This is a genomic window from Bacillus cereus group sp. BfR-BA-01331, assembly GCF_022663915.1.
Classification (GTDB): Bacteria; Bacillota; Bacilli; order Bacillales; family Bacillaceae_G; genus Bacillus_A; species Bacillus_A mycoides.
In genome coordinates, this window is sequence record NZ_JAKUGJ010000021.1 from 48,286 (window position 1) to 71,247 (window position 22,962).

Consider the following 22,962-nt stretch of genomic DNA (forward strand, 5'->3'; position numbering starts at 1 on the left):
GTTCGCCTCATTTTCATCATCTTATTGGAGGGAATGTTATATTCCCTAAAACTACAGATTGCTTTGCACCTGTTGCGCTTGGCACATTACTCGGATTACGATGATGCGTTTCGTTTGCTAAAATCGCAAAGGCGATTGCTTCTTTCGCCTCTGAAGAATAGCCTATATCTTCTTGAATGAATATCGCGCACTTTTCTTCCTTCAATCCATTTCGTATCATTTCAACAAGTGTACGATTATAACTGCCCCCACCACCTAAAATTACTTCATCGATTTCATAATACGGCAGAATAAACTCCTTATAATGATGAACAATTGAACTTGCTGTAAACATCGTGACAGTCGTCAAAAGATTTTCTTTACCATGCTTTTCAAACCGCTTCAATAATTCACTTACAAACTCTTCTCCAAACTGTTCTCTACCAGTTGATTTCGGTGGATTCATTTTCAAAAATGGATGGTTCATACAATATGTCAAAATTTCATCTACAACTACTCCTTGTTTTGCAATCCTACCATTTTGATCATATGGCAACTGAAATAATCTTTGACATACATCATCGATTACCATATTTCCTGGGCCAGTATCAAAAGCAATAACGCTCTTATCACTTAGATGACTTGGTATTACTGTAACATTACCGATCCCGCCAATATTTTGTAGTAATCTATTTTTAGTTTGATGACGATACAAAATGACCTCTGAATATGGCACAAGTGGTGCACCTTGTCCCCCTGCTGCCATATCCATCGTTCGAAAATTAGAGATAACCGAAGTGTTCGTTTCATACGCTATAACTGCTGGTTCCCCAATTTGAAATGTTGAAGAAATAATATTACCTTCTGGTGCTGGTTGATGATAAATCGTTTGTCCGTGAGAACCTATTAAATCTAATTGTTTTAGCGACAAATCAGCCTGTTTACAAACTTCCTTTACAGCATTGGCGAAACATAAACCAAGTTTGAAATTTAAACTACATATTAGTTGCACATTTGAATTCTCTATTGATAATGCATGTTGTATCTCATTTTTTATATCATTGCAAAATGGAACAGTAGTAAAATGGATGAGTTCGACCTTAGAATCTACACCGTTCCCTTCTATATGAACGAGCGCTACATCTATTCCATCTAACGATGTACCGGACATTATTCCTGCAATATACATAAAATGCATGCCCCCTATTCACTAAAAAACAATTATGTAAGTAAACAACGTACAACCTACAGAAAACAATATAAATCTAATAAACAACTGGACTTTCGATACAAATGTGCCATCAATGAAAGAAACAACGATCGTAAGCAAAACACTTGCCGCAATGCTTGTAACGATCCATATACTATGCATTTGTGGTAGATTTAACATTCTTAATAAAGGTACTAAGAGTAAATTTGCACATATTACTCCAAACAATAATATAAATACACCTTTATAACTAAATTTTATATTCATTCCATTTCACCTCTCTCGATTTAATATGAAAGAAGTGATAGACAAAAAGTCTATCACTCAAAATAACAGTATAAAACTTAAGGGCTAACAGATTCCCCGTCACCATTCTTTTCAATTTCAAGCATATTTTTGTCATACATTTTAAAGAATGGTAGGTAAATAAGGAATGATATTGCTATATTTATAAAAACTAATACTACTGCACGCCAATCTCCACCTGTGGCTAAATACGCGCCAATTGGAGCTGGCAATGTCCACGGCGGCATAATATGTGTTGGCGTTACAAATCCCATCGCAGTTGCTGAATATGCAACAGTTGCTGTTACGAGTGGTGTAATGATAAACGGGATAATTAAAATTGGATTTAGTACAATCGGCAATCCAAAAATAACAGGTTCATTAATATTAAAGATACCAGGCACAATACAAGTTCTTGATAATGCTTTCGAATATTTTGATCGACCAAATACAATCATAGCTAATACAAGTCCTAACGTCGCACCAGAACCACCAATCCATATAAACCATTGGTATAATGGTTCTGGTGAAATGAATGGCAACTGGTTTGCTCCACTAGCAACTGCTTCACCATTTTTCCCTAAATATACTTCCCATAATGGCCGGGCAACAGTTCCAACAACCGACACACCATGGATTCCGAATGACCAAAAAAATGTAATTAAAAATACTGGAATGATTACACCGAAGTAACTATCACCAGCTTTTACTAACGGTGCCGCTAATTTATCAACTACATGATGTAAATCAATACTAAAAACGACAGTTACTAAACTCATTAAAATAATTACGAATGCAGCAGGTATAAGTGCTTCAAACGAACGTGAAACAGACGGCGGTACTTGTTCTGGCATTTTAATCATTACATTTTTCGTCTTACAAAATCTTAAAATCTCTACTGATAAAATAGATACGATCATCGTTACGAATAATCCATGCCCCCCGAGATTTGTCATTGGAAGCATAAATCCTTTTTTATCGATTAATTCGGGCGTCAATGTTAAAAGTAGTGAGCATACTGCTAACTGTGCCCCTGATAAAGCATCTAACTTATAACTTTTCGCTAAATTGTATCCTATACCAAATGCTATATATAAAGACATAATAAACATCGTTAAACGATATGGTATTAATATACTTGTTTGATTTTTCAATGCCCAAACTGATATGAAACTATCTTTCGGTAATGGTGGAAATGCTACTATTAAAAAGAAACTCCCTACGATAATAAATGGTAACGCCGAAATAACTCCATCACGGATTGCTTGTAAATGCCTCTGTTCAGAAAGCCTTGCCATCGGTCCAGATAAGTTTTTATCAAGAAACGTGACAAACTTATTCATAACGCTTCCCCCTAACTAATTAATTCATTTACAGTTTTTAATAAAGTCGGTCCACCAAGCGGCGTGTATGCTTGCGGCGGAATAATACCGCACGGAATAGATTCTTGTTCTGTAAGTTTTTTTACAGCGTCAAATCGATGTCTAACTTGAGGTGCAACCATTACAACATCCCAACCATTCTTTACTTCTTCCTCCACCTCACTTGTTCCAATAGCATGCACTTCCATGTTCATACCTTTTTTCTGTGCTTCTTTTTTTAAAGCGTTTACAACAATTGCGCTGGACATTCCTCCAGAACAAACGAATAAAACTTTCATTATTGAATCCTCCTATACTTATAAATTGTTTCCTTCAAATGAAAGAAAGTTTCACTTTACTAACAAGCATATGAAGAAATGAAACGATTTAGTTATACTGAAAGTAAATTTCACTAAAAATATTTTTCCTATTAAATTAATGTTTCAATATGCAATTTTCTCTATTGCAAGGCCAACCCCGCCTCAGATAATATATTAGATAATCATATGATAGGGAGGCGTATAAATGATTGTTAAACGTTTATTAATGATATGTTGTATCGTCATCTTTTTTATTCCTTTCTCTTTTATTTCCCCTCACTCTACTTATGCTGAAGTAAATAATACTTACAAAAAACATGAATTACGCGCTGTATGGCTAGCATCTGTTCTCAATATTGATTGGCCTTCAAAAACTGGCTTACCTATTGAAAAGCAGAAACAAGAATTTATAAGACTATTAGACGATGTAAAAAACACTGGTATGAATGCAGTCGTTGTACAAATTAAACCGACTGCTGATGCTTTCTATCCTTCAAATTACGGTCCTTGGTCTGAATACATTACGGGTACACAAGGAAAAGACCCTGGATACGACCCACTCGCATTTATGATTGAAGAAGCACATAAAAGAAATATAGAATTCCACGCATGGATTAATCCATACCGAATAACGATGAATCACACTGATATAAATCGATTATCGGATAATCACCCTGCAAAACAGCATCCCGATTGGGTTGTACCTTACGGCGGGAAGCTATATTACAACCCTGGTATTCCAAATGTGAAAAACTTTATAACGGAAGGCGCTTTAGAAATCGTAAAAAATTATGATGTTGATGCAATTCATATGGACGATTATTTTTATCCTTATAAAGTAGTTGGCGAAGAATTTCCTGATCAAAAAACATTTGAATCATATAATAATGGGAATTTTTCAACTATCGAAGATTGGCGTCGCAATAATGTAAATGAACTCGTAAAAGGTTTAAATACTGCTATAAAACAAGAAAAATCATACGTGAAATTTGGCATTAGTCCATTTGGCGTATGGCGAAATATAGCTGATGATCCAACTGGCTCTAACACAACTGCAGGTCAAAGAAACTTTGATGACCTTTACGCTGACACACGTGAGTGGATACAAAAAGGATATATTGACTACATTACACCGCAAATATATTGGAATATAGGTTTTACACCTGCTGCATATGATATATTAGTAGATTGGTGGGTAAAAGAAACCAATAATAAACCCATTCACCTATACATCGGTCAGGCGGCCTATAAAATTAATAACAACTCTGTCCCTGCTTGGTCTGATCCTGAAGAATATCCAAAACAAATCGCATTAAATCGTCAATATCCTGAAATAAAAGGAAGTATGCATTTTAGCTTAAAAGATATTAATAACAATCCACTAGGAGTTAAAAACAGACTCTCAAAAGACATATATAAGCATCTTGCATTAATCCCACCTATGCCTTGGCTTGATCAAGACCCACCAAAACAACCTACTTTAAAAGGTGCTATTCCAAGAGAAGAAGGTATTGCTATAGGTATCATTGATGATAGAGAGAATGACTCTGCTTATTACGCAATTTACCGTGTAAATGGAAAAAATGAAGTGGATATAGAAAATCCAAAACATTTACTTACTACTGTAAGAAAAACAAAACTTGGAGAAATTTACGTAGATAAAACGGCTATTTCTGGAGAAACGTATACGTATGTGGTAACTGCAGTTGATCGATTGCATAATGAAAGCATTCCTTCTAGTTTTACTACCGTTAAGGCAAAATAAAATCTCAAAAAAAACGCCTTAAAGCTGAGAAATACTTAGCTTTTAAGGCGCCTTTTTTATTTATTCTTAAACTTCTCAGTCGCTGCTCTCATCTTCACATTCAAATCATGATCAATGGAGTCGCGAATATCACGCTCTACTACTTCCATTTCTTTTTGGAAATTTTGCAAGTAGACTTTTAACTCTTCTTCTTTTTCTGGTCGCTGTGATGGAGGTAATTGCACCACTAAAGATAACATCGCAGTTAAATCTTTCATTAAAAACGTTTCAAGTTTATGTTGTTGTTCAAACATACGCTGCTCTTGATAGTACGGCAATGCATTTAATACTGAAATTGTAATGTCATCAACCGTTCTTTGTAGTGAAGGATTAATCGAGCGTTTATATGCTTGAATTGTATTTAATGCATCTGGATATCGATCATAGAAATACAGTTTATAAAACGATAAGTCTGTCGGCTTTACAGTTTGCTGCGTTTCTTGTCTTAAGAAATCTTTCACTTTCATCGCGGCCACATCGATATCTTCATTTGTAAGCTTTTTCGTTGTTTTTGCCATTACATGCACTTTTTTCTGTTTTTCTTTCGGTAACATTGAAAATACTTGTTCTCTCGTACGTTGACCTGATGTACAGAAAAGAGTATTCAATGTATGTTGTTCTTTCTTTCCTTCCGTACGAATCCAGCGATAAAAGAGTGGATGTTGCGTAAACTCTTGTAAAAACGGTGTCGATTTGTTTGATAATTTCTCAATGGAATCGTGTGCTCTCTTATATGGTTTCGTCCATGAAAAATAAAGTTTACGTCCGAAGTATACAACTAAAACGACGACAGTAAATGCGATTAAAAGTAATGATCCTAATAGTAATAATACTCCTTGAATGAAACTCATTTTTTCACCTCCTCTAAAAGTCTGTTATTTCCTTGGACGCTGAATGAGTTTCTGCTTCATCTCATCATTAAATGTATCTAGTTCAATTACAAATTTCTTACTAGACTCAATAATACGTTCTGACGATTTCTCAGATGCTTCAATAGCGGCAAATACATTTTGGAATGATTCACGTAATTTATCCATGCTAATTGCAGGATTTTCAAGGAGTTTTGTTGTTTCTTCTGTATTTTGTTTTAATGCTTGTGAATTGCTTAATACCATTGATTCAATCGCTTCATTTGTTGCATTAACAGCATCAATTGTTTTACGTTGATTTGTTAATGCAAGCTGTATTGCAGCGGAAACCGTTACAACATTTTGCGTCATCGTAATTGCATTACGAATTGCCTCTGATAGCTTTTCATTATTTTTCTTAATGATGTCTACAGATGCGATAGATTGTAATAATACACTTTTTGCTTGTTGCATATTACGAGTACGCACAAGTATCTTTTCTAATGCATCATTTATTAACGGAATATCCCTTTGACGTTCTGGATTTTGTTTCTCAGCTTCAAGCATACCAGCAAGTTTTCTTCCTAAGTATACTTGTTTATCAAGAGCGTGAATTTTATCGTGTGATTGCTCTTTTAACATTTCAAGACCAACCGTATCCTCTTGCAAGTTATCACGGCCAATGAGAAGTGATCTTATAATCTCCTCGATTTGCTTATCTATAGATTGATATTTATGCACGTAATTTTCAAGCGGATTTTTCTTAAACACTTTAAACATAAGTTTCTTCATACCAGTTGCTTTTAATGAGTTTGGATCAAGTTCTGATACCACTTTTCGTAATTCTAACAATGTATTTGGAATTTCTTCATTCTTTCCATTCATCATCGCTGTCACTGGACGTTTTAAAGCTGATAGCGTTTGTCCTGCCGCTTGCTGCTCTTTATCCCCTAAGTCTCCAAGCTGCGACAATACTTTTGATAAATCTGTATTTTGCTCGCTATTTAACTTTTGTACATAAAGATCTGCTTCTTTATTCAGTTCTTCAAGTTCTGCATCTTTTATTACTGTATCCACTACTACTTCTACATTATTATCTTTCACAATCGATACAGGTTCTTTTTTCTCGAGTTCAGTCAACAAAATCGCTCCTTTATTTATATGTGCGAATTTATGTGCACTATATTTCATCTAATATATCGTATTTCATATACATTTTTGCTTGCTTGAAATCGATTTTTCAAGAAATACCTGCTTATGCAGTCATTCCCTGTTTCATAGTATAAGTATACCTGTTCTCGTCATTATTTTCCTCAGACTTAAGACCTAGAGAACAACATGCTGAAGACGGATTCTTCACAGCTTACCTTACTTATCACCACTGACTATTAATTTTAAATTCCATTTAGTTACCTTCTTAAATTCATACAATGCTCTATATTTTGACATATACTATCTTTCAATGTGATAATTATATTAGGTCCACTTCTAATTATTCTTCCGCGCAACAAATGCTCCCTTTTGAAAAGCTAATAATACGGTTTCAAACGTAACGTCTTCTTCAATCATCTTTATAAATCCAGCTAATTCCCCCGCATGAGAAGTTGCATTATCAATTACAAGAAAACCTTTTGGCTCTAAAATACGTTTTATATGTTCCCACCACCACATGTATTGCGTGCGCTCTGAATCTAGGAAAATAAAATCAAATGAACGATCTACTTGCGAATCTAAAAATGCCCCAGCCTCTTGATTATGAATATCGATTCTCTGTATAAGATTTGCCCTTTCAAAATTTCCAAGTGCCTCTCCAACCCGTTCTGAAGAAAGTTCTACAGTTATAACATTTCCATTTGTTTCTTCTACCGCATTTGCTAGCCACAATGTAGAATAGCCATTTGAAGTTCCAATTTCTAAAATTTTTTTTGCATTGCACCCCTTTACTAATACTGATAAAAACTGCCCCATTTCACGAGAAATATTTCTTAATTTTTCTTCTCTTTTTTCTTTATGTCGATCATGCTCTTCTCCATATTGTTCAAGTTGCAATAATAATGAATCTAGAGTATTCATTTTCTCCATCGCCTTTCCAAGCAATATGATGAAAAAGTACATGATGCCCGTCTACTTTTCATTATATGCGAAATGCACACCTTTTTCCTGTTATACGACAAAGAATTAATTTTTTTTATAGCATATTGTTTCGTTTTTTGGTAAAGTTAATTTCTACGTGCAATTATTTAATTCACATTATTTTACAATCAGTTTTCAATTATAAGATAATCTAAACCCCATTTAAATGAATCGGTATTTCTAATTCAACTAAGCGCCCTTTTCGGACGCATTTTCTTTTGTTTATATATTTCTGTAAGAAAGGATGCTTACACATGAACGTGATTAACTTAGATGCTGCTAGAAGACGTAAACAGCATAAAAAACTAATGATAACTATACCGATTATTAAACGCATTTATGAAGAAGACGGGGAAATTAAATTCGAGGTAGCCGGCGAAAAAGATGTACCTCTTGAAATGTTAGAAAAATAAAAAAAAGACGCACTTCTAAAGAAATGCGTCTTTTTTATACTATTACATTTAAGTGCATAAGTTTTTCTGGATTAACCATCATATAAATGTTTGAAATTTTCTCATCCTCAAATATGAATGAAAGTACATACGTCACTTTATTATTTATTGTAACTATAACGCCTGGTGCACCATTTACTATTTTGAAATCAACACTATACTTTTCTGGCAATCGTTTTACAATTCCAAAGAACAAACGTATAATTTTATCTGCAGAATAAATCGGATTAATTGCAGTTGTAACTTTACCACCACCATCTGCTTTAAATATCGCATCTGTTTTTAATACTTCTAACATGCCTTGCGTATCCCCACACTGTAATGATGATACAAACTTTTCCACATAGGCAGCCATTTTCTTCGTACTTAATGTTGATTGCTTCGGCTTATCTAAAATACTTTTTCGTGCGCGTTGAAAGACCTTCCGGCAATTCACACTACTCTTATCAACAATTGAAGCTATTTCCTCGTAGTCATAACTGAAAACCTCTCTTAATATGAAAACAACCCTTTCTACCTCAGACAATTGTTGTAAAAGTAATAAATATGCCGTAGAAATTGATTCTTTCATTACAAATGACTCTGCTGGCTCATCAGACTCTTCCACAAATGGCTCTGGTAACCACATCCCTACATATACATTACGTTTATGCGCTGCCGAACGTAATGTATCAATTGAACGATTTGTCGCCATTTTACACAAATATGCTTTCATATTTTCTATAGATTGAACATCCTCTATATTATTTACCTCGATAAATACGTCATGAACGATATCTTCAGCGTCCATAACACTCCCAAGGATTCTATATGCTAATGAAAATAATAATGGTTGATACGCTTCATATAATTGCTCCGTTTCCATGATGAACTGCCTCACTTTCTAATTGCTTTAAAATGTGTAACGCTGCACGTTTCCCGCTTGCTACCGCAGCATCAGCTAATATTTCATCATGCCCAGCCCAATCTCCTGCAACGTAAACACCTGGCATTTCAGGTATATTAGGGCCCGGTTTTTCAACACGGTCAATATGAGGAAAATCATGTACTACCGTTATTTTCGGTAAATATTGCTTTGCAACAACTTCTCTTTTCCAATTAGGATGTAGCAACTCCATCGTATTTTCTAACTGTTCTTGATCATCATGAAAATGATTTATCTCTAGCATAGGATTATGGTACTTAATTAAACTCACTACAATTGCTCCATCTTCACTTAATTTTGCTGCTCTTGATTGATTCGTGAAAAATATAGGTTGATCTAACCCTAATGCAAATTGATGTGTAGGATTGGTTAAGCGTCTTAAACCAATATCTAATGCAGCGACGGTAACCCGTACCGATTGTTCACTCCATCTATACAAACTTGTTCCTTCTGCACCTTTTATTATTTTACAAGCTTCTTTCGGTGGAATCGTCACGACAACTGCATTAACTTTAAATACTTCATCATCCGAACAACGAACTTTTTGTATACCTTCACAATTTTCTACTTCCAATACATGCTTACTAGCCTGAAATTGCACCCCAACATTATTCGCTATATCTCTTAATTTTGTTATTATCGTCTCCCAACCACCATCTACATAAAATACTCCTTCTTTCATAGACAGCTGTATTTGCTTTAGTACAGATGATGCTAATTGTATTGTAGGAGCAAACGTATATGTTGTTGTTCGGCATAGTGCATAAAATATATTTCGAACCATCGGATCTTTTATTTCATTTTCTGCCCATGTAGATAAACTCATTTTTTGAACTTCTCCTACATCTAATTTCCCTAAATGAATCATAAGACGAGAGAATTGTACTTTTGCAGACCATGAAAGTAGCGGTGTTGATAAAATGGAGCGAAAATCTGTTGGAATGGTAAATACATCCCCTTTCCATATTCCATGTGCTTTTGTAGATGGCATTCCACCTGGAAGATTCAAACCTAACTCATTAAAAGTTAAAAATGCTGCTCCTCCTCTGTATAAAGCATGTGCACCAAGATTCATGCAAATGCCATTTTTATTTATAGTCATCCCCCGACCACCAAAGCGACTGGATTTTTCTAATACAATAACTTTCCTTCCAGATTTCGCTAAATATATAGATGCTGTTAACCCAGCAAGCCCCCCGCCAACAATTGCTACATCAAATATATTCATAATAAAATCCCTCCTTATCGTTCTACATACAAGACGAACGATTTAGGAGGGATGTGACATAAAAATAAATTTTTATTTATCTACTTTATTTCTTTTTTGTATTCGGTCATATTGCATACGAAATAACTCAACTGCGAATGGAATATCCTCTTCACTCTTTATATAATAACTTATCCATCCTGATTCGGGTAATACATGGTGTGGTTGAACTGATCCTTGATTAATTAATTCATCTCGCTTTAGTTTCGGAAATGATAAATCAGCTAACTTATCCCCGTGAAGATGCCCTAATTCTTTCTTGCCATAGTTTAATTCTACTCCACCAAATCGGTGTGGCTTTTCAGAAACACCTCCCCAGCTAAGCACTTCTTTTCTAATTACTTCACTAATAAAAGGCCAATTCCTTTCTATAAGGCATTAGTCTTTTCATATAACGTAACCATTAAAATATACGAAATAAATTTTAATATTTTTACTCCTAACCTAACATCAATAATTCCGACTTTCATTAGTTCGCTCTAATTTTTATCCGTATTTACATTATGAGAAATAAAAAGCACAACCTATATTATTTATAAAACAGGTGAATTTATTATGATACAGACAAATGCACATAACTAACACTAGGCACATATCCTAAAGTTGTATCCATACTTACCTATAGAAAGGCGGGTAATACAATTGACTTCTAATATCGACTACGCTTCCCCCTCAACTAATTTCACTCATGATTTAAGTAAAAGTAATTTTTTTAAGAAAGATGCCCAAAATTATATAAATGTACTTGGCATTAAACAATTAAATACTTTAGAAAATACTTCTTTATTAGATATTTATTTAAGTACAGGCAACGTTGTAGAACCACATATTCATCAAAATGCAGCTGAACTTGTTTACTGTATTTCAGGATCTGCAGTTGTTTCTTTACTTAACCCATTTACGAATCAAATATTAAACTTACCGATAAAACCAGGGCAAGTTGCCAACATTCCACAAGCGTGGTGGCATTATGAAATTGCTTCAGCAGATAATACTCATTTATTAGCTATATTCAATGCCCCAACCCCAGAAGTTATTTTTGGTTCTGATATTTTAAGATTAACTCCCGCTAATATGATGGCTCATACTTATTGCCTCAATGAACAACAATGGAAACAAGCAGTATCCCCAATTCAATCAACTACGGTAATTGGTCCCCCGGCGAACTGTAATCAAAACCGTGACATGATAAATCAGTCAACTCAGCCCCCTACTCAACAACAAAATCTATATTACCAAGATTCTTATTACTTCCCTCTATACTGGGGGTATTAATTAGTATCATTTTAATAGAACCATCATTTATCTCCTCGGAAAATACCAAGGAGATTTTTTATCGTAACAATTAATAGAGTTCATACATATAATATTTATATATTTAATTGGAGGTGATAGTACTATGAGTAATTATAACTATCGAAAAAACTACTCTAATAATAAAAATAGTAGCTCTTCAGCATCCTCTCAATCTTCGAACTCTCAATCTTCCGATTCCCAGTCACAAAGAGATTTAGCCGAGCAAGGCTATATAAAGAAAAAAGGATGTAACTGTAATAAAAATAAATAGTTTATTACTAATTTGAGCAATGACATTTCACCGCTCATGATTAACAATTTAACCCACTAGTATATAGTTTATTTAATGGATGAATTCTGTTTTTAATAGAATCGGAACTCTGCAAACAGTAGTATTAAATGCCTTAGAACCCTTGTTAATTCAGGGTTTTGGGCTTTTTTTATTTATCATTTATATTGCAAGATAGAGCATAAATAAGAATACTACTGGGGCTAAGTGGGGCTAGTTTGGGACCCAAAATATAAAAGGCTGGCGTGTGTATAGAAATGGATAAGTGTAAAAAAACAATAAAAAACTCTGTAGATCTATAGTATATTTATCTTATTTGTAGTTAATATTTATTAGCTCTTCTTTCCTTCAAAATTTTTCATTGTTCCTTTATCTACCTAAGGGGAAAACTTTTTTTAATAATCCTGAGCAAATGCTAATTTCTTCACGCAATCCTTGCGTTTTTCAGATATAATGATATTTATTCTTATAAAAGTAAAAGGAGTTACTTGTTTTGAAAGAAAAATTCAATAAAATCCCTCTTCATGTACAAGACTTTCAAAAATTAAAAATGTTATTAGACGAATTAGTACAAGATGAAATAATGTTCATAGAAGGTCTTTCTAAGTATTCTTTAGATATTTCTTCTAAAAAATCTAAAGTCACCATTAACCTTAGAAGTGAATTTTTCCCAGAACCATACTTGGCAATTGCTGCTATAAGCATTACCCCAAGTAATGAAGGAAAAGGAAGTACTGTTCTTGAATGGTTTAAAACATTTGCGAAAGAAAAGGGCTTCAAACGCTTAATATTACAGGAAGTTATAACTGAAGAAGGTTATCACTTTGCATTAAAAAACGGTTTCACAAAAGCCGTTAGTCTATACGAAGAAACATTTGGGGATCCAAACAGTATTGACGGGGATTATGAACTACATTTAACGTAAAGAATAAAGTAAAAAGTGAACGAATATTTTTCAAAGTCGTTCACTTTTTCTTTAGTACATCATCTAACCTCACCATTTTTTCCACATGCAATTTCATAAAAGGTATATAAATAGCCACGCTCTGTTGAATGTGACTACATTAATTCATCAATTAACTTATTCTCTTCTTCAATATACTTATCAATTAGCTGCAAAATAAAATTAAAATTCTTATTTACACCATCTAAATAGGATAATTGTTGTTCCTTATCACTTACTTCTAAACTCGAAGCACAAAAATTAATATAAATATTACATTGTTCTCTTAAATCCTCTTGTACACAATTATTTCTGTCTAAATTAATCCAAATAAATATTTTATGATTTAACAATTCAAATTTCATTTTTTGTTTATTGTTTTCATCAGTTTCTACCCTACACCTTCTACCTAAATCAAGAACTTTCGTAATATGATTCATTAATTCATTTTGCATTCTTCTTTTCTCAGATAATTCCACAGCTATCTTACGATCTTTTTTCTTAGTAAAGTAATCTCTAATAGAATTAACAATTACCATCCCTGCTGTAATACCCGTAAATAATAGCGTGAAAAATTTAAACCAAAAATCGTCCACTTTATCCCTCCTTATGTTGTAAATATATATTACCACATAAGGTTATTACTATATAAAAAATTCCCTTTATTACATTACTGCCTTTTTATCTCCTTTCTTTTTAGCTTCTTCTGCGGCTTTCATTTCCGCCAATATACGAGGTACCGAAGTTCTCATAAAGAATTCAGCCATTTTTAATGCTGTTTCATCGCTTGGTGGATTATCTAATATAGTTCGTTCTTTTCTTTCTATAAGATCCTCCCTTTCATTCATGATTTTTTACCCCTTTTCTTTTTATTCCCTTTGTAAGTGAGTATCGTACACAACTTACCATCTTCCAGAACAACTTTTCTATCATAATCCGCTAGAATTTCCTCATAATTAATTCTTTCTACTTTCTCACCAACTCGCCAGTATCCAGCACGAAGTAGAAACTCAGAATATCCTTCTGGAATTGGTAATTCATAACCATCTAAGGTTATTTTAGTGACTTCAATACCTTCTCTAATAATCATTTCATCACCCTTTCATTATGAATATGGATAAGTTCGCTTTGAGATTTATTAATACCTTTACAAAAATAATCAGTTACGTAAACAACTTCTTTGATAAAGAGTTTATGGAAGCATAAAAAAGCCCCCAAACGCTGAGGAACCAATAAAGGGATTTTTTTAAAGCATAAGGAGCGGGATTCTCTACAACCGTAATACATGTTTTCATATTATTAAAACTCTCAAAACCCCTCTTAAGGATGAAATATTCACATATCTTATTTATGTAATTTATGTTATAGTTTCATATGTTAATTAATTACAATTCTTTTAAAAAGGAGTATACACAATGAAAGCAAAGAAACTAATATGTTTTTTAGCATTACCACTTATGTTAGTAGCATGGGTAGGATGTTCTAAGGACAATACAGAAGAGAAGAAGACTGATAGCTTAAAGGTTTCAGAGTCGGAAAAGAAGAAAGACGAGTCAATAGACAAAGAAGCAGATAAGCTATACAAAGAAAAAGAAGAATTGCTTGCTGAAAAGGAAAAATTGCTTGCTGAAAAGAAAGAAAAGGAAGAAAAAGAGGTAACGGAAAAGAAAGAAGATACAGATAAAAATGAAGTCTCAAACGATAAAACAGTAAAAGAAGCTGTAATTGGAGAAGGTAGAACACTAGCTGAGGAAAGAGAGTATAGAGATAAGCAGTTAACTAAAGGTTCTAGTGCATCTTCTCCTTTAGAGAAGTATCAAGAAGATATTAAGGATACTTCTAATGACTTAAAGACGGCAGTTCAATCTATTAAATCCTTAGCTGAAAAAGATGGAACGTGGAAAACAACTCAAACAGGATTAAAGGGAGAATTAAGTAGAGTAAGTGGGAGAGCTAATAGACTAGCAAGTATAGAACCTCCTAAGGAGTATGATTACTTCAAAGTTCAATTAAGAGACGATGCAAGAGCAATTAAACAAATGGTAGACCAAGCATTTATAGCTTTAAATGAAAATGATACTGAAACAGCCAAGTTAAACATAGGTGCTATGATAGATTATGTAGATATAATGTCTTCAACATTGAATGAAATACAAAATGTACAAAATGGAGTTTAAAGGGGTATGTGCCAAAGAAGCAAAATATTGAGATCGGCAAATTACTAGACTCAGAATCAATAACAAGTATTTTAGCTAACTTTGTAGGCGGAAAAACAAAATCAGTTGATTATGGTGATGAAAAAGACAAAGATGTAGTTGTAATTACTGAACTTACATTAGGAGTTTTAATCACTTTACGCTTTGAGACTGAATAAAAACATGTAAGTCACACTCTCATGAGTTGTGGCTTTTATTATGTAGAATTTATATATTTCCGTATACATTTCACACCCCCCTTATTTTTTAAAAATGTTGTCTAACGATAGAAATGCCCCCTACGCTACCTATCCTTTCCAGAGGACAAATTTTAATTTTTGACAGGGGGGCCTTTACAGCTTTGAAATACAATTTATTAAAAGTGCCGTGCACACCTATATTTAATGAAAAACAAAAAGAATCCATTTTGAAAAAATTAATCAAATTGAATTCTTCTCTATCAAATCTGTATTCAATTTTATAAAAAAGATTAATTACGCAAGTTGTACCTCTTCCGCTTGCATACCTTTTTGACCTCGTGTTGCTACAAAAGTGACTGCCTGTCCCTCTTTTAAAGTTTTGAAGCCATCTGCTTGAATAGCTTTAAAGTGAACAAAAAGATCATCTCCACTCTGCGGTGTAATAAATCCATACCCCTTCTCTTCATTAAACCACTTGACCACTCCATTTTGTCTATTCGACATTTACCCTTCCTCCTCTTTCTAAATAGACATAATCTTTATATCCACTTATATTTTCCTAAACTAACAGATTCTAGTTTTTATTACTAATTCCTTTATAGAATTATATATATTATTTCAAAGTTAGATCTATCCAAAATAACTCGGAAAAACTTTTTTTTGGTTTATCTTCATTTTCTTCTTTGATATGACATTTTGGACAAAGTAGCATTAAGTTGTTTATTTCTAATTTAAGTGTTTCATCTTGTTTAATTGGTATAACGTGATGAACATGAGCACTTCGACCAAAGACGAACCTTCCACATCGTTTGCAGCAGCCATTCTCTCGTTCGTAAACTTGAGACCTAACAAACTTCCATTCGTCAGTACGATAGAATGGTTTGTTCTCATGATGATAGATATTCTTCTTGTCCTTCTTCTTCCTTAGTGGCTTGTTGCATTTATGCCCTTCACAATATCTTCCCTTACTTATCTTGTTACGGCAGCCGTTAAAGTCACAGTACTTCATGATAGTAAGTCAATTATGTCTTCTTTCTTTTTAACATCGGTTGGAATTTCAATACCTAACTCATCAGCATACTCACGTAACTGTTTCACTGTCATATCATTAAAGGGTACTACCACTACCGTCTTATCAGGCCTACTTGATAAGTCCAAGACCAAGACCATACTCTCAGGATTAACAGTTACTTCGAATCCCGGTTCTTCACCAGTAGGAACAAATAGACTTCGCTTTTCTTTTGAATCCCAATACTCTGTACCTGATATTGTTTTTCTGATTTCAGTAATCATTTACTCTACACCACCTATGCCATTTTTATATAATAAAAAGCACCTATTAGTATAGGTACTTTAATTTAGTGAATATTAGTTTTACAGCTCCAAATATTATAAACCCCACCATAATAAAAATATTAACATTCCGTTACAATTCTTTACATATAAAAAGCACTCCCTAAGGAATGCTTTCAACACAGATAAACACTAACCTTATAAACCTAGCTTTTCACCAAATGTTTCACGTAGGTAATCTTCTAAGATCACTGTTGTAAATTTTTCATTACGACCTAGGGCAAATAACTCTCCATCTTGTACAACAATTGTATCCAGGGAAGTAACTTCGCCATTAATAGTTTTAGTTACCTCGATTGTATTGTTTTCGTTGTTAACCTTTGTATAAAATTCAATACCATCTATGTTTACACGTGAGTATATATGACCCGCACCGATTTTAAAATTATGATTCTTTACAGTTCCTATACCTTTTTCCATTAACAGTACATAATCAGAAATGAGCTTACTATGTCCATCCGTGATGATTTTCTCGTCTAAATCCTCTCCTAAAAAATATTTTGCTTTTTTAATAAATTCAGCTTGAAAATTCAAGTATTCCACGACCCTCTCTACAATTAATATTGGAATTTTAAACCAATATTAATTGTATCACAGTGAAATATAAGTTCCCATTAAAATTAATTAAAAAGAGCAACCGTGCACCAGTTTCCCTTGTTACAGCTTGTTGAACTGCTGCACATATGATATCTTAAACGCATTTTCAAGATGCCTTTAACTGTAACTTTGAATTATAGAGTTTTATATGCCAACAACTACTACTACTTTCCATATGTAGAGAAAAAAAAGAGAGACGACTGTTCGCCCCTCTTTGTTATACAATCCGTATTTTGTTCTTTTTTAAATTCTTTTTATAATAAAACTATCAATTGAAAAAATGCTATCCATAAAACTATTGAAAATAAGCCACCCCATAATAACCCTACAAAGAAATTAACGTCTTTTTCCATAATATCTATCCTCTTATTTCTATGTGTAATTTCTCGTAGAATATACTATTTTTGTGTACTAGCGGTGTACTACTTGTGAATTTTTCAAAGTATATACTACCGACTTATGGAAAAATAAAAAAGTCTGCTATAAGCACGCTTCGTTTTGTTATAAAAGCCGTATTTTATTGAAATATATACTCACCTCTTTAATACATTGGATTCCATGAAGATCCATTGAACCCTTCGTGTTTTTTTGAAGTGGAGTTATAACGAATCGCTCCTTCTACCGATGGAACAGTTCCGGTTTGAAATAGTAATCCTGCTATTTCAAGAGAGCCAAATTGTAACCCGCTATCACTTACAATTCGTAATGATGATGCACTTGTTCCGATTCCTAATCCGGCTCCGTTTACATTCGGATTTACGAATTTTAATCTCATCGGATTAGTGCCGTTTATTTGTAAAATTGAATCTATGAAAATAGGGTTTGCATCTGACGCAGAAATTTTACTTACATACGCAATTGCTGCTTCGACGTTTCCAGTCAGGGTATTTTTGTCATTTCTAACTTCTAAGGTGTCTGCTCTATTCCCAGCCTTTAGATGTACGCCAGATACACCTTTGTTCAACAATTTTAAGTCATTATCGGCTAATTCGGAGTAACCGAGAATAAACTTGCCCGCTTTCAAATCCCCATAAGTTTTTCCGTTATCACCAACAATACCTAAAGTGTCTGGAGCCCACGTTTCAAGCTTCAGTCTAGCTCCACCAACACCTTCTTCAACAAGTTTAACTTCGTTACTAGTCACATAAGATGCCTTAGTTTTAGATAAATAGACTTTATTCCCTTTTTCTAAAATGACGTCACGAACAGGTTTGATGTCATTTACGTTTACTAGATCACCGTCCATGTTATTTAATGAGAGTCCAATTAGATTTTTTATATTCGCACTTTCCGTTAAACCTACATGCCATTTTTTCGTTTGACTCATGGCAGCGTAATAAATTTTGTAATATGAACCTATTTTTACGAGGCAGGAACGATATAAATAATAGTTATCCCATTTTCCACTGTTGGCTGGAGTTGGATTCATAATGGACACCAACGAAAAATTAGTTGGATTATTAGACACTCCGTGCAATAATTCTTTTCTATCATTAGCTAATGGTAAGGAAGCATCTCCAGCATTAAGTAGCATTTCATAGTTAGTTCCATATTTAATAACGTCTAAATGCCATGGTCTATACGATTTCGAACCAGTATTAATTGTTACAGATTGTATGTTTCCCCAAGTCTTTCCGTCAGGACTTTCTGTGTACTTGATTTCAAAATTACCAGTGACATACCACATTTTATACTTGTTTTCATCAAAAACAATCGCAGGAGAAAGCGCCATATTATTTCCTGATAGTGTATACATAACTTCACGTTCTGACCAATTTATCCCATCAGATGACTTTTTGCGCATAATCTGATCGGTAACTCCATTTTTATTAAATCTATACCAACATTCGAGATAACCATTAACGAGCAATAAGTGTGTATCACTCATATGATATTTATCTGTGATTTCAGCTTCTGTCGGTTGGTCAATCGGATTTACGATCCCAGAAGGGTTAACCCAGTTGGTTCCATCGTTAGAAACTGAGATACTTGGATTTTCATATCTATCTATTGAATTCGGATAAGGTGTATGAGCCATCCAATATTTCCAACCACTCCAACCGTTTTCGAAATATACCACTTTAGGATGCGTTGTTTGGTTAAGTCCATCATAAGTAGCAATGATTAAAGGATTGTCCGCATTAGCGGTAAACTTTAGACTGTCTAATAGACCTTCTATTTTTACTTGTTCCTTGTCTAAACGTGCTTTCAATGAAGATGAAGTGTCCCCTTTTACATCTGTACGCGCTTGAGCTGCTTCAACAGATGAATCGCCGTTTACGACAATAGTATCTAATTGAGTTTGTACACTATTAGATACTTCATTAGCTTTTTCCGCAAACTCTTTTGCTGCTGATGCTTCCGCGGCGGCTTGGCTGTTTATTTCTTCTAATGACATTTCATTTAATTCTTTGATTAGTTTTTCTAAATCAGATAAATAAGATTCTGACGGAATGCGATTTGTCATTGCATCTGGTAATGTGATTAATACAAAATCTTGCGTTGTCGCTCTTATTATTTTATCTTTTTCAATCGACATAAACGCTTGTTTTGCCTTGCCGATTGCTCCGAACGTTTCAGTAGGGAATGTATATTCAAAGTGTCCTTTTGTAGCATCAATCATTTTTACGCCATTATCATCACGAACAACTGTATTATCAGGCTTTACACATTCAAAAAATACTTTTGATCCTGTTAAATTATATGGACTTCCACCGTCTATTAGATAAACATCCGCAATATTACTTACTTTATCGCCAACGCGACCAGTGACAATGGAGTTTAATTGTGCGTATTGAGTTTTGTTGATGTCTAGAATTAGTTTAGTTTTCATCTTCTTTTACCTCTCTTATTATTTCTTCTGCAATTGCTTCCTTAGTAACTTTCTTCCTAACGCGCTTATCCCTCTTTATTTCATGTTATTCGTCGTTTAGGTATAAATACATTAGACAATTACACAAAATAGCATACAGAATAAACTGAAAAGCCAATTTTCATTATTTTCCGCCCCAAATGGAAAGGAATCCTAAATAAAAGGGCTCAAGTGTTAACCTTCAATAACTAACGTTTCGTTTACTTCTTTTCCCTCAACTTCAATAGCTGAATTTTTAAGCGATTTTGGGTTGCTGCTCTTTTTCTGAGCGTCCAGTACATCAAATCGCTTTTCAATTTCCACTGAATAGTCGACTCCAAGTACCGGCGTTTTTAAATTACCCCATTTTGTACTTGTTTCCCATTTGCTATAAATCTTGTTTTCTACATAACGTAACACTTCATTTACTCGCTGTTCTTCTGATTCTTTCGGATCATCATAGTAAAAAGTATATTTATCATTAGGTTTGAAGTTGCTTTTGTTACGTGATAAAGCATTCTTTAACCAGTTTTTAACTTGTCCGTCCCTTTCTTCCTTTAATAAGTCCATACGACCGAATAATACTTTCCCTGCATCTGTTAGCGGCGTTAGTTCAATATCATAAGTATGATAAGCATGTTTTCTTTCTCGTGCCGATAGAATCTTTTCATATAGTGTAATCATTATCGTAATACCTCCGATTTCGTAGATGTAACCATTTCATATAGTTCGCGGTAATAACTTCCGTAAAGCACGTTACAATGCATTAACTTTCTATGAGCTTCATGCATTTCATTTAGTTCTACATTAATAGCGGCAACTTCATCGACAATAGACGTTTCTAATTCATCTTTGCGTTTACATAACTTGATATATCGCTTGTCCATTGCTTCAATATCTTTCTTGACCACTTTCGATGCCTGCACCTTGTCTTCTTCGCTAAAAATAACAGTTGGCGTGTAACCAAACTTTATTTCGGCTTCATACTCTTTTTCTAGTTCTTCAACGATCTTTGTAATATGGTTATATTCATCGCGTGATGTAACGTTTCTTTGGCATTCGCGAGCTAATTTAAGTTTTTCTAGGATTGGAAGGCTTCTTTCTTCTGTTTTGATTCGTTGATAAAACAATTTTTTCAATTTTAAACTATTTTCTAAATGCGCCATGTTTTCATGACCTCCTGTTATATTATTATTTATATATAAAGTTCTTCATCGTCTTCAGTTTTTTCAATGTCGATACCTAAAAACTCCAGCAACTTTGACATAGACGTGATAACTTTTGTTAATTCCGAAATAGAATCATTCTTTTTGACTGATCCTGTTATACCCATTACAGATACGCCACGCTCTTCAATATCTTCAATCAATTTGTTTTTGATATCGAAAAATTTCATGTACGTATTCACCATGTCAACGAATTGCATTTCGCTTTCTAAACCTTTATCTTTCAATTTAGACAGTAGTAAATCATAAAGCTTTTGACGTTCTATATTTGCTGATAGTTCTACCCACTTGTAACGGTGACGCCAATTGTTTAACGTGCTCTCTTTGACTTCTAATTCCGCTGCAATTTCTTTAAATGAGTATTTTCCGCTTTTATACATTTCATAAGCTGTTTGTTTTTTGTCTTCATTTGAAATCATACTTTCAACACCCTTTCATCACTTGTTTTATTATTTTTTTAAAATGAAAATTACTATTTGACGTGTATATTCGAGTTGTGATAATCTAATTTTAACGAAACAAACGTTGATTTAATACGGTTTATAGGTTCGTAAGTAACAATTTAATTTACCAATCAAAAACATGAATGTTTTCCTAAAAAAATAGGAAAGCATCTTTTTTTGGCCTTTTTTTCTATTTTTCACGCGCGGAAAGAAAAAAATAAAAAGACAAATCTCCCCCCCGCGTTGCCTGGTCCCCCAGAAAAATTGTTTCTATATTTTACCCGGGGGGTGTCTCAGGAAATTTATCTTAAATTATTTTATAGCTAAACCAAAGAATAGCTCAGCATATTCAATAACAATGTGTGCTTCTTCTTAAGTTGATCCATTATCTTTTCTGTTTCTTCATTGCCTGTATCTATTTTTAATATATCTTTACCCCAATTGCTCTGACGTTTTAATTCAGCATGTATTCTATTTAATTTGTATTCCAAATAAGTGATCTCTTCTTCTAACATTTGATAATCTTTAAGGCAAACTAATTACGTATCACCTACTTAGGCTCACTCTTTGTAACAACCTCTTTACCCGATAGTTTCATCTTCTTAAGGACATAGCCTGTACGAATATAGGGACTATCTTCCTCTATACAATGCGCATCCCTGTGTCCTTCACCTGTTCCATGATGATGAAACTTTCCACAGTATTGACACCATGTACTAAGATTTCCTTTTTCATCACGTTCAATTGCTAATACGATTGGAGCTTTTTTTGAAGTCATTTCTACACATCCTTGTTTATTTATGTTTTGGTAACAAGGTAACACCGATGGTAACGTATTTCTCCAAGATTTCGTTACCCATTTAGACCTTACTCTCCCAACGGCTTTAACCTTTTTTTTGAAAAGGTAACAAGAGTAACACTTTTTTTGAACATGTACTGTATATTAGTTTTTTAGTTTTTTTATAGTTTTCTAGTAAAAAACATA

28 protein-coding genes and 1 pseudogene are annotated in these 22,962 nt (G+C 33.7%); 6 read left to right on the top strand and 23 right to left on the bottom strand.

Features of this window, described 5'->3' with window-relative positions; translation table 11 throughout:
- Positions 1-16: 16 nt before the first annotated feature.
- The 4 genes from anmK to MR155_RS24955 form a co-directional block, all read right to left on the bottom strand.
- Complete coding sequence (gene anmK, locus MR155_RS24940; protein WP_219302264.1) at positions 17-1,168, bottom strand: anhydro-N-acetylmuramic acid kinase AnmK; 1,152 nt, start codon at positions 1,166-1,168, stop codon at positions 17-19.
- 21 nt (positions 1,169-1,189) lie between these two features.
- Positions 1,190-1,456 (bottom strand): hypothetical protein, encoded by a 267-nt coding sequence (locus MR155_RS24945; protein WP_085311091.1) that lies wholly within the window; start codon positions 1,454-1,456, stop codon positions 1,190-1,192.
- Between the two features lie 77 nt (positions 1,457-1,533).
- Positions 1,534-2,817 carry a PTS sugar transporter subunit IIC gene (locus MR155_RS24950; protein WP_085311089.1) on the bottom strand — a complete coding sequence of 428 codons (1,284 nt, stop codon included), beginning with the start codon at positions 2,815-2,817 and terminating at the stop codon, positions 1,534-1,536.
- Positions 2,818-2,828: 11 nt separating this feature from the next.
- The gene (locus MR155_RS24955) at positions 2,829-3,134 is read right to left on the bottom strand and encodes a PTS sugar transporter subunit IIB (protein WP_242311346.1); all 306 of its coding nucleotides are present in this window, start codon (positions 3,132-3,134) and stop codon (positions 2,829-2,831) included.
- 226 nt (positions 3,135-3,360) lie between these two features.
- Here MR155_RS24955 and MR155_RS24960 point away from each other — a divergent pair, with 226 nt between their 5' ends.
- A complete protein-coding gene (locus MR155_RS24960; protein ID WP_242311347.1) occupies positions 3,361-4,920 on the top strand; it encodes a glycoside hydrolase family 10-like protein in 1,560 nt (519 codons plus the stop codon).
- Between the two features lie 56 nt (positions 4,921-4,976).
- On the opposite strand, the gene MR155_RS24965 is transcribed toward MR155_RS24960, so the two are convergent.
- The 3 genes from MR155_RS24965 to MR155_RS24975 all read right to left on the bottom strand — a co-directional run bounded on the left by MR155_RS24965 (position 4,977) and on the right by MR155_RS24975 (position 7,889).
- On the bottom strand, positions 4,977-5,810 hold the full coding sequence (locus MR155_RS24965; protein ID WP_219302261.1) for a DUF3974 domain-containing protein: 834 nt from the start codon (positions 5,808-5,810) through the stop codon (positions 4,977-4,979).
- A gap of 24 nt (positions 5,811-5,834) precedes the next feature.
- Positions 5,835-6,947, bottom strand: a complete 1,113-nt coding sequence (locus tag MR155_RS24970) for a toxic anion resistance protein (protein WP_002119468.1) — start codon at positions 6,945-6,947, stop codon at positions 5,835-5,837.
- A 348-nt stretch (positions 6,948-7,295) separates the two neighbouring features.
- The gene (locus MR155_RS24975; RefSeq protein WP_078176220.1) at positions 7,296-7,889 is read right to left on the bottom strand and encodes an O-methyltransferase; all 594 of its coding nucleotides are present in this window, start codon (positions 7,887-7,889) and stop codon (positions 7,296-7,298) included.
- Between the two features lie 305 nt (positions 7,890-8,194).
- On the opposite strand from MR155_RS24975, the gene MR155_RS24980 reads away from it, so the two are divergent.
- The gene (locus tag MR155_RS24980; protein ID WP_002085567.1) at positions 8,195-8,353 is read left to right on the top strand and encodes a hypothetical protein; all 159 of its coding nucleotides are present in this window, start codon (positions 8,195-8,197) and stop codon (positions 8,351-8,353) included.
- 34 nt (positions 8,354-8,387) lie between these two features.
- On the opposite strand, the gene MR155_RS24985 is transcribed toward MR155_RS24980, so the two are convergent.
- The 3 genes from MR155_RS24985 to MR155_RS24995 form a co-directional block, all read right to left on the bottom strand.
- Positions 8,388-9,257 carry a sigma-70 family RNA polymerase sigma factor gene (locus tag MR155_RS24985; protein WP_242311348.1) on the bottom strand — a complete coding sequence of 290 codons (870 nt, stop codon included), beginning with the start codon at positions 9,255-9,257 and terminating at the stop codon, positions 8,388-8,390.
- Positions 9,235-10,545: a phytoene desaturase family protein gene (locus tag MR155_RS24990; protein ID WP_242311349.1), complete on the bottom strand. Its 1,311-nt coding sequence runs from the start codon at positions 10,543-10,545 to the stop codon at positions 9,235-9,237. Before MR155_RS24990 ends, MR155_RS24985 begins: the two co-directional genes overlap by 23 nt.
- Before the next feature lie 72 nt (positions 10,546-10,617).
- Positions 10,618-10,935 carry a luciferase domain-containing protein gene (locus MR155_RS24995; protein ID WP_242311367.1) on the bottom strand — a complete coding sequence of 106 codons (318 nt, stop codon included), beginning with the start codon at positions 10,933-10,935 and terminating at the stop codon, positions 10,618-10,620.
- A 291-nt stretch (positions 10,936-11,226) separates the two neighbouring features.
- Here MR155_RS24995 and MR155_RS25000 point away from each other — a divergent pair, with 291 nt between their 5' ends.
- On the top strand, positions 11,227-11,859 hold the full coding sequence (locus tag MR155_RS25000; RefSeq protein ID WP_219302258.1) for a cupin domain-containing protein: 633 nt from the start codon (positions 11,227-11,229) through the stop codon (positions 11,857-11,859).
- Between the two features lie 803 nt (positions 11,860-12,662).
- Positions 12,663-13,094: a GNAT family N-acetyltransferase gene (locus tag MR155_RS25005; protein WP_242311350.1), complete on the top strand. Its 432-nt coding sequence runs from the start codon at positions 12,663-12,665 to the stop codon at positions 13,092-13,094.
- 134 nt (positions 13,095-13,228) lie between these two features.
- Here MR155_RS25005 and MR155_RS25010 read toward each other — a convergent pair whose 3' ends face one another.
- The 3 genes from MR155_RS25010 to MR155_RS25020 all read right to left on the bottom strand — a co-directional run bounded on the left by MR155_RS25010 (position 13,229) and on the right by MR155_RS25020 (position 14,202).
- Complete coding sequence (locus MR155_RS25010; protein WP_313897564.1) at positions 13,229-13,708, bottom strand: hypothetical protein; 480 nt, start codon at positions 13,706-13,708, stop codon at positions 13,229-13,231.
- Positions 13,709-13,777: 69 nt separating this feature from the next.
- Positions 13,778-13,960: a hypothetical protein gene (locus MR155_RS25015; protein WP_242311351.1), complete on the bottom strand. Its 183-nt coding sequence runs from the start codon at positions 13,958-13,960 to the stop codon at positions 13,778-13,780.
- Positions 13,957-14,202, bottom strand: a complete 246-nt coding sequence (locus MR155_RS25020; protein WP_242311352.1) for a hypothetical protein — start codon at positions 14,200-14,202, stop codon at positions 13,957-13,959. The genes MR155_RS25015 and MR155_RS25020 overlap by 4 nt, the downstream gene beginning before the upstream one ends.
- A 325-nt stretch (positions 14,203-14,527) precedes the next feature.
- On the opposite strand from MR155_RS25020, the gene MR155_RS25025 reads away from it, so the two are divergent.
- On the top strand, positions 14,528-15,289 hold the full coding sequence (locus tag MR155_RS25025) for a DUF6376 family protein (protein WP_242311353.1): 762 nt from the start codon (positions 14,528-14,530) through the stop codon (positions 15,287-15,289).
- A gap of 8 nt (positions 15,290-15,297) precedes the next feature.
- Positions 15,298-15,486 (top strand): hypothetical protein, encoded by a 189-nt coding sequence (locus tag MR155_RS25030; RefSeq protein WP_242311354.1) that lies wholly within the window; start codon positions 15,298-15,300, stop codon positions 15,484-15,486.
- A 315-nt stretch (positions 15,487-15,801) separates the two neighbouring features.
- Here the strand turns inward: MR155_RS25030 and MR155_RS25035 are convergent, their stop codons facing one another.
- The 10 genes and pseudogenes from MR155_RS25035 to MR155_RS25080 all read right to left on the bottom strand — a co-directional run bounded on the left by MR155_RS25035 (position 15,802) and on the right by MR155_RS25080 (position 22,755).
- Positions 15,802-16,011, bottom strand: a complete 210-nt coding sequence (locus MR155_RS25035) for a cold-shock protein (protein WP_002085586.1) — start codon at positions 16,009-16,011, stop codon at positions 15,802-15,804.
- Between the two features lie 126 nt (positions 16,012-16,137).
- Positions 16,138-16,516: pseudogene (locus MR155_RS25040) on the bottom strand (HNH endonuclease).
- Positions 16,513-16,800: a Rho termination factor N-terminal domain-containing protein gene (locus MR155_RS25045; protein ID WP_242311356.1), complete on the bottom strand. Its 288-nt coding sequence runs from the start codon at positions 16,798-16,800 to the stop codon at positions 16,513-16,515. The pseudogene MR155_RS25040 and the gene MR155_RS25045 overlap by 4 nt, the downstream one beginning before the upstream one ends.
- 198 nt (positions 16,801-16,998) lie before the next feature.
- Positions 16,999-17,394 (bottom strand): DUF3942 family protein, encoded by a 396-nt coding sequence (locus MR155_RS25050; RefSeq protein ID WP_242311357.1) that lies wholly within the window; start codon positions 17,392-17,394, stop codon positions 16,999-17,001.
- A 604-nt stretch (positions 17,395-17,998) separates the two neighbouring features.
- Positions 17,999-20,290, bottom strand: coding sequence for a BppU family phage baseplate upper protein (locus MR155_RS25055; protein ID WP_242311358.1), 2,292 nt, complete (start codon positions 20,288-20,290; stop codon positions 17,999-18,001).
- A gap of 213 nt (positions 20,291-20,503) precedes the next feature.
- Entirely contained in the window at positions 20,504-20,992 is a 489-nt protein-coding gene (locus MR155_RS25060) for a hypothetical protein (RefSeq protein ID WP_242311359.1), read from the bottom strand.
- Positions 20,992-21,474, bottom strand: a complete 483-nt coding sequence (locus MR155_RS25065; protein ID WP_242311360.1) for a DNA repair protein Rad50 — start codon at positions 21,472-21,474, stop codon at positions 20,992-20,994. Before MR155_RS25065 ends, MR155_RS25060 begins: the two co-directional genes overlap by 1 nt.
- 29 nt (positions 21,475-21,503) lie before the next feature.
- A complete protein-coding gene (locus MR155_RS25070; RefSeq protein ID WP_002199152.1) occupies positions 21,504-21,953 on the bottom strand; it encodes a terminase gpP N-terminus-related DNA-binding protein in 450 nt (149 codons plus the stop codon).
- Between the two features lie 347 nt (positions 21,954-22,300).
- Positions 22,301-22,492 (bottom strand): hypothetical protein, encoded by a 192-nt coding sequence (locus tag MR155_RS25075; RefSeq protein ID WP_242311371.1) that lies wholly within the window; start codon positions 22,490-22,492, stop codon positions 22,301-22,303.
- A gap of 35 nt (positions 22,493-22,527) precedes the next feature.
- Positions 22,528-22,755, bottom strand: a complete 228-nt coding sequence (locus MR155_RS25080; protein WP_242311361.1) for a hypothetical protein — start codon at positions 22,753-22,755, stop codon at positions 22,528-22,530.
- Positions 22,756-22,962 lie beyond the last annotated feature (207 nt).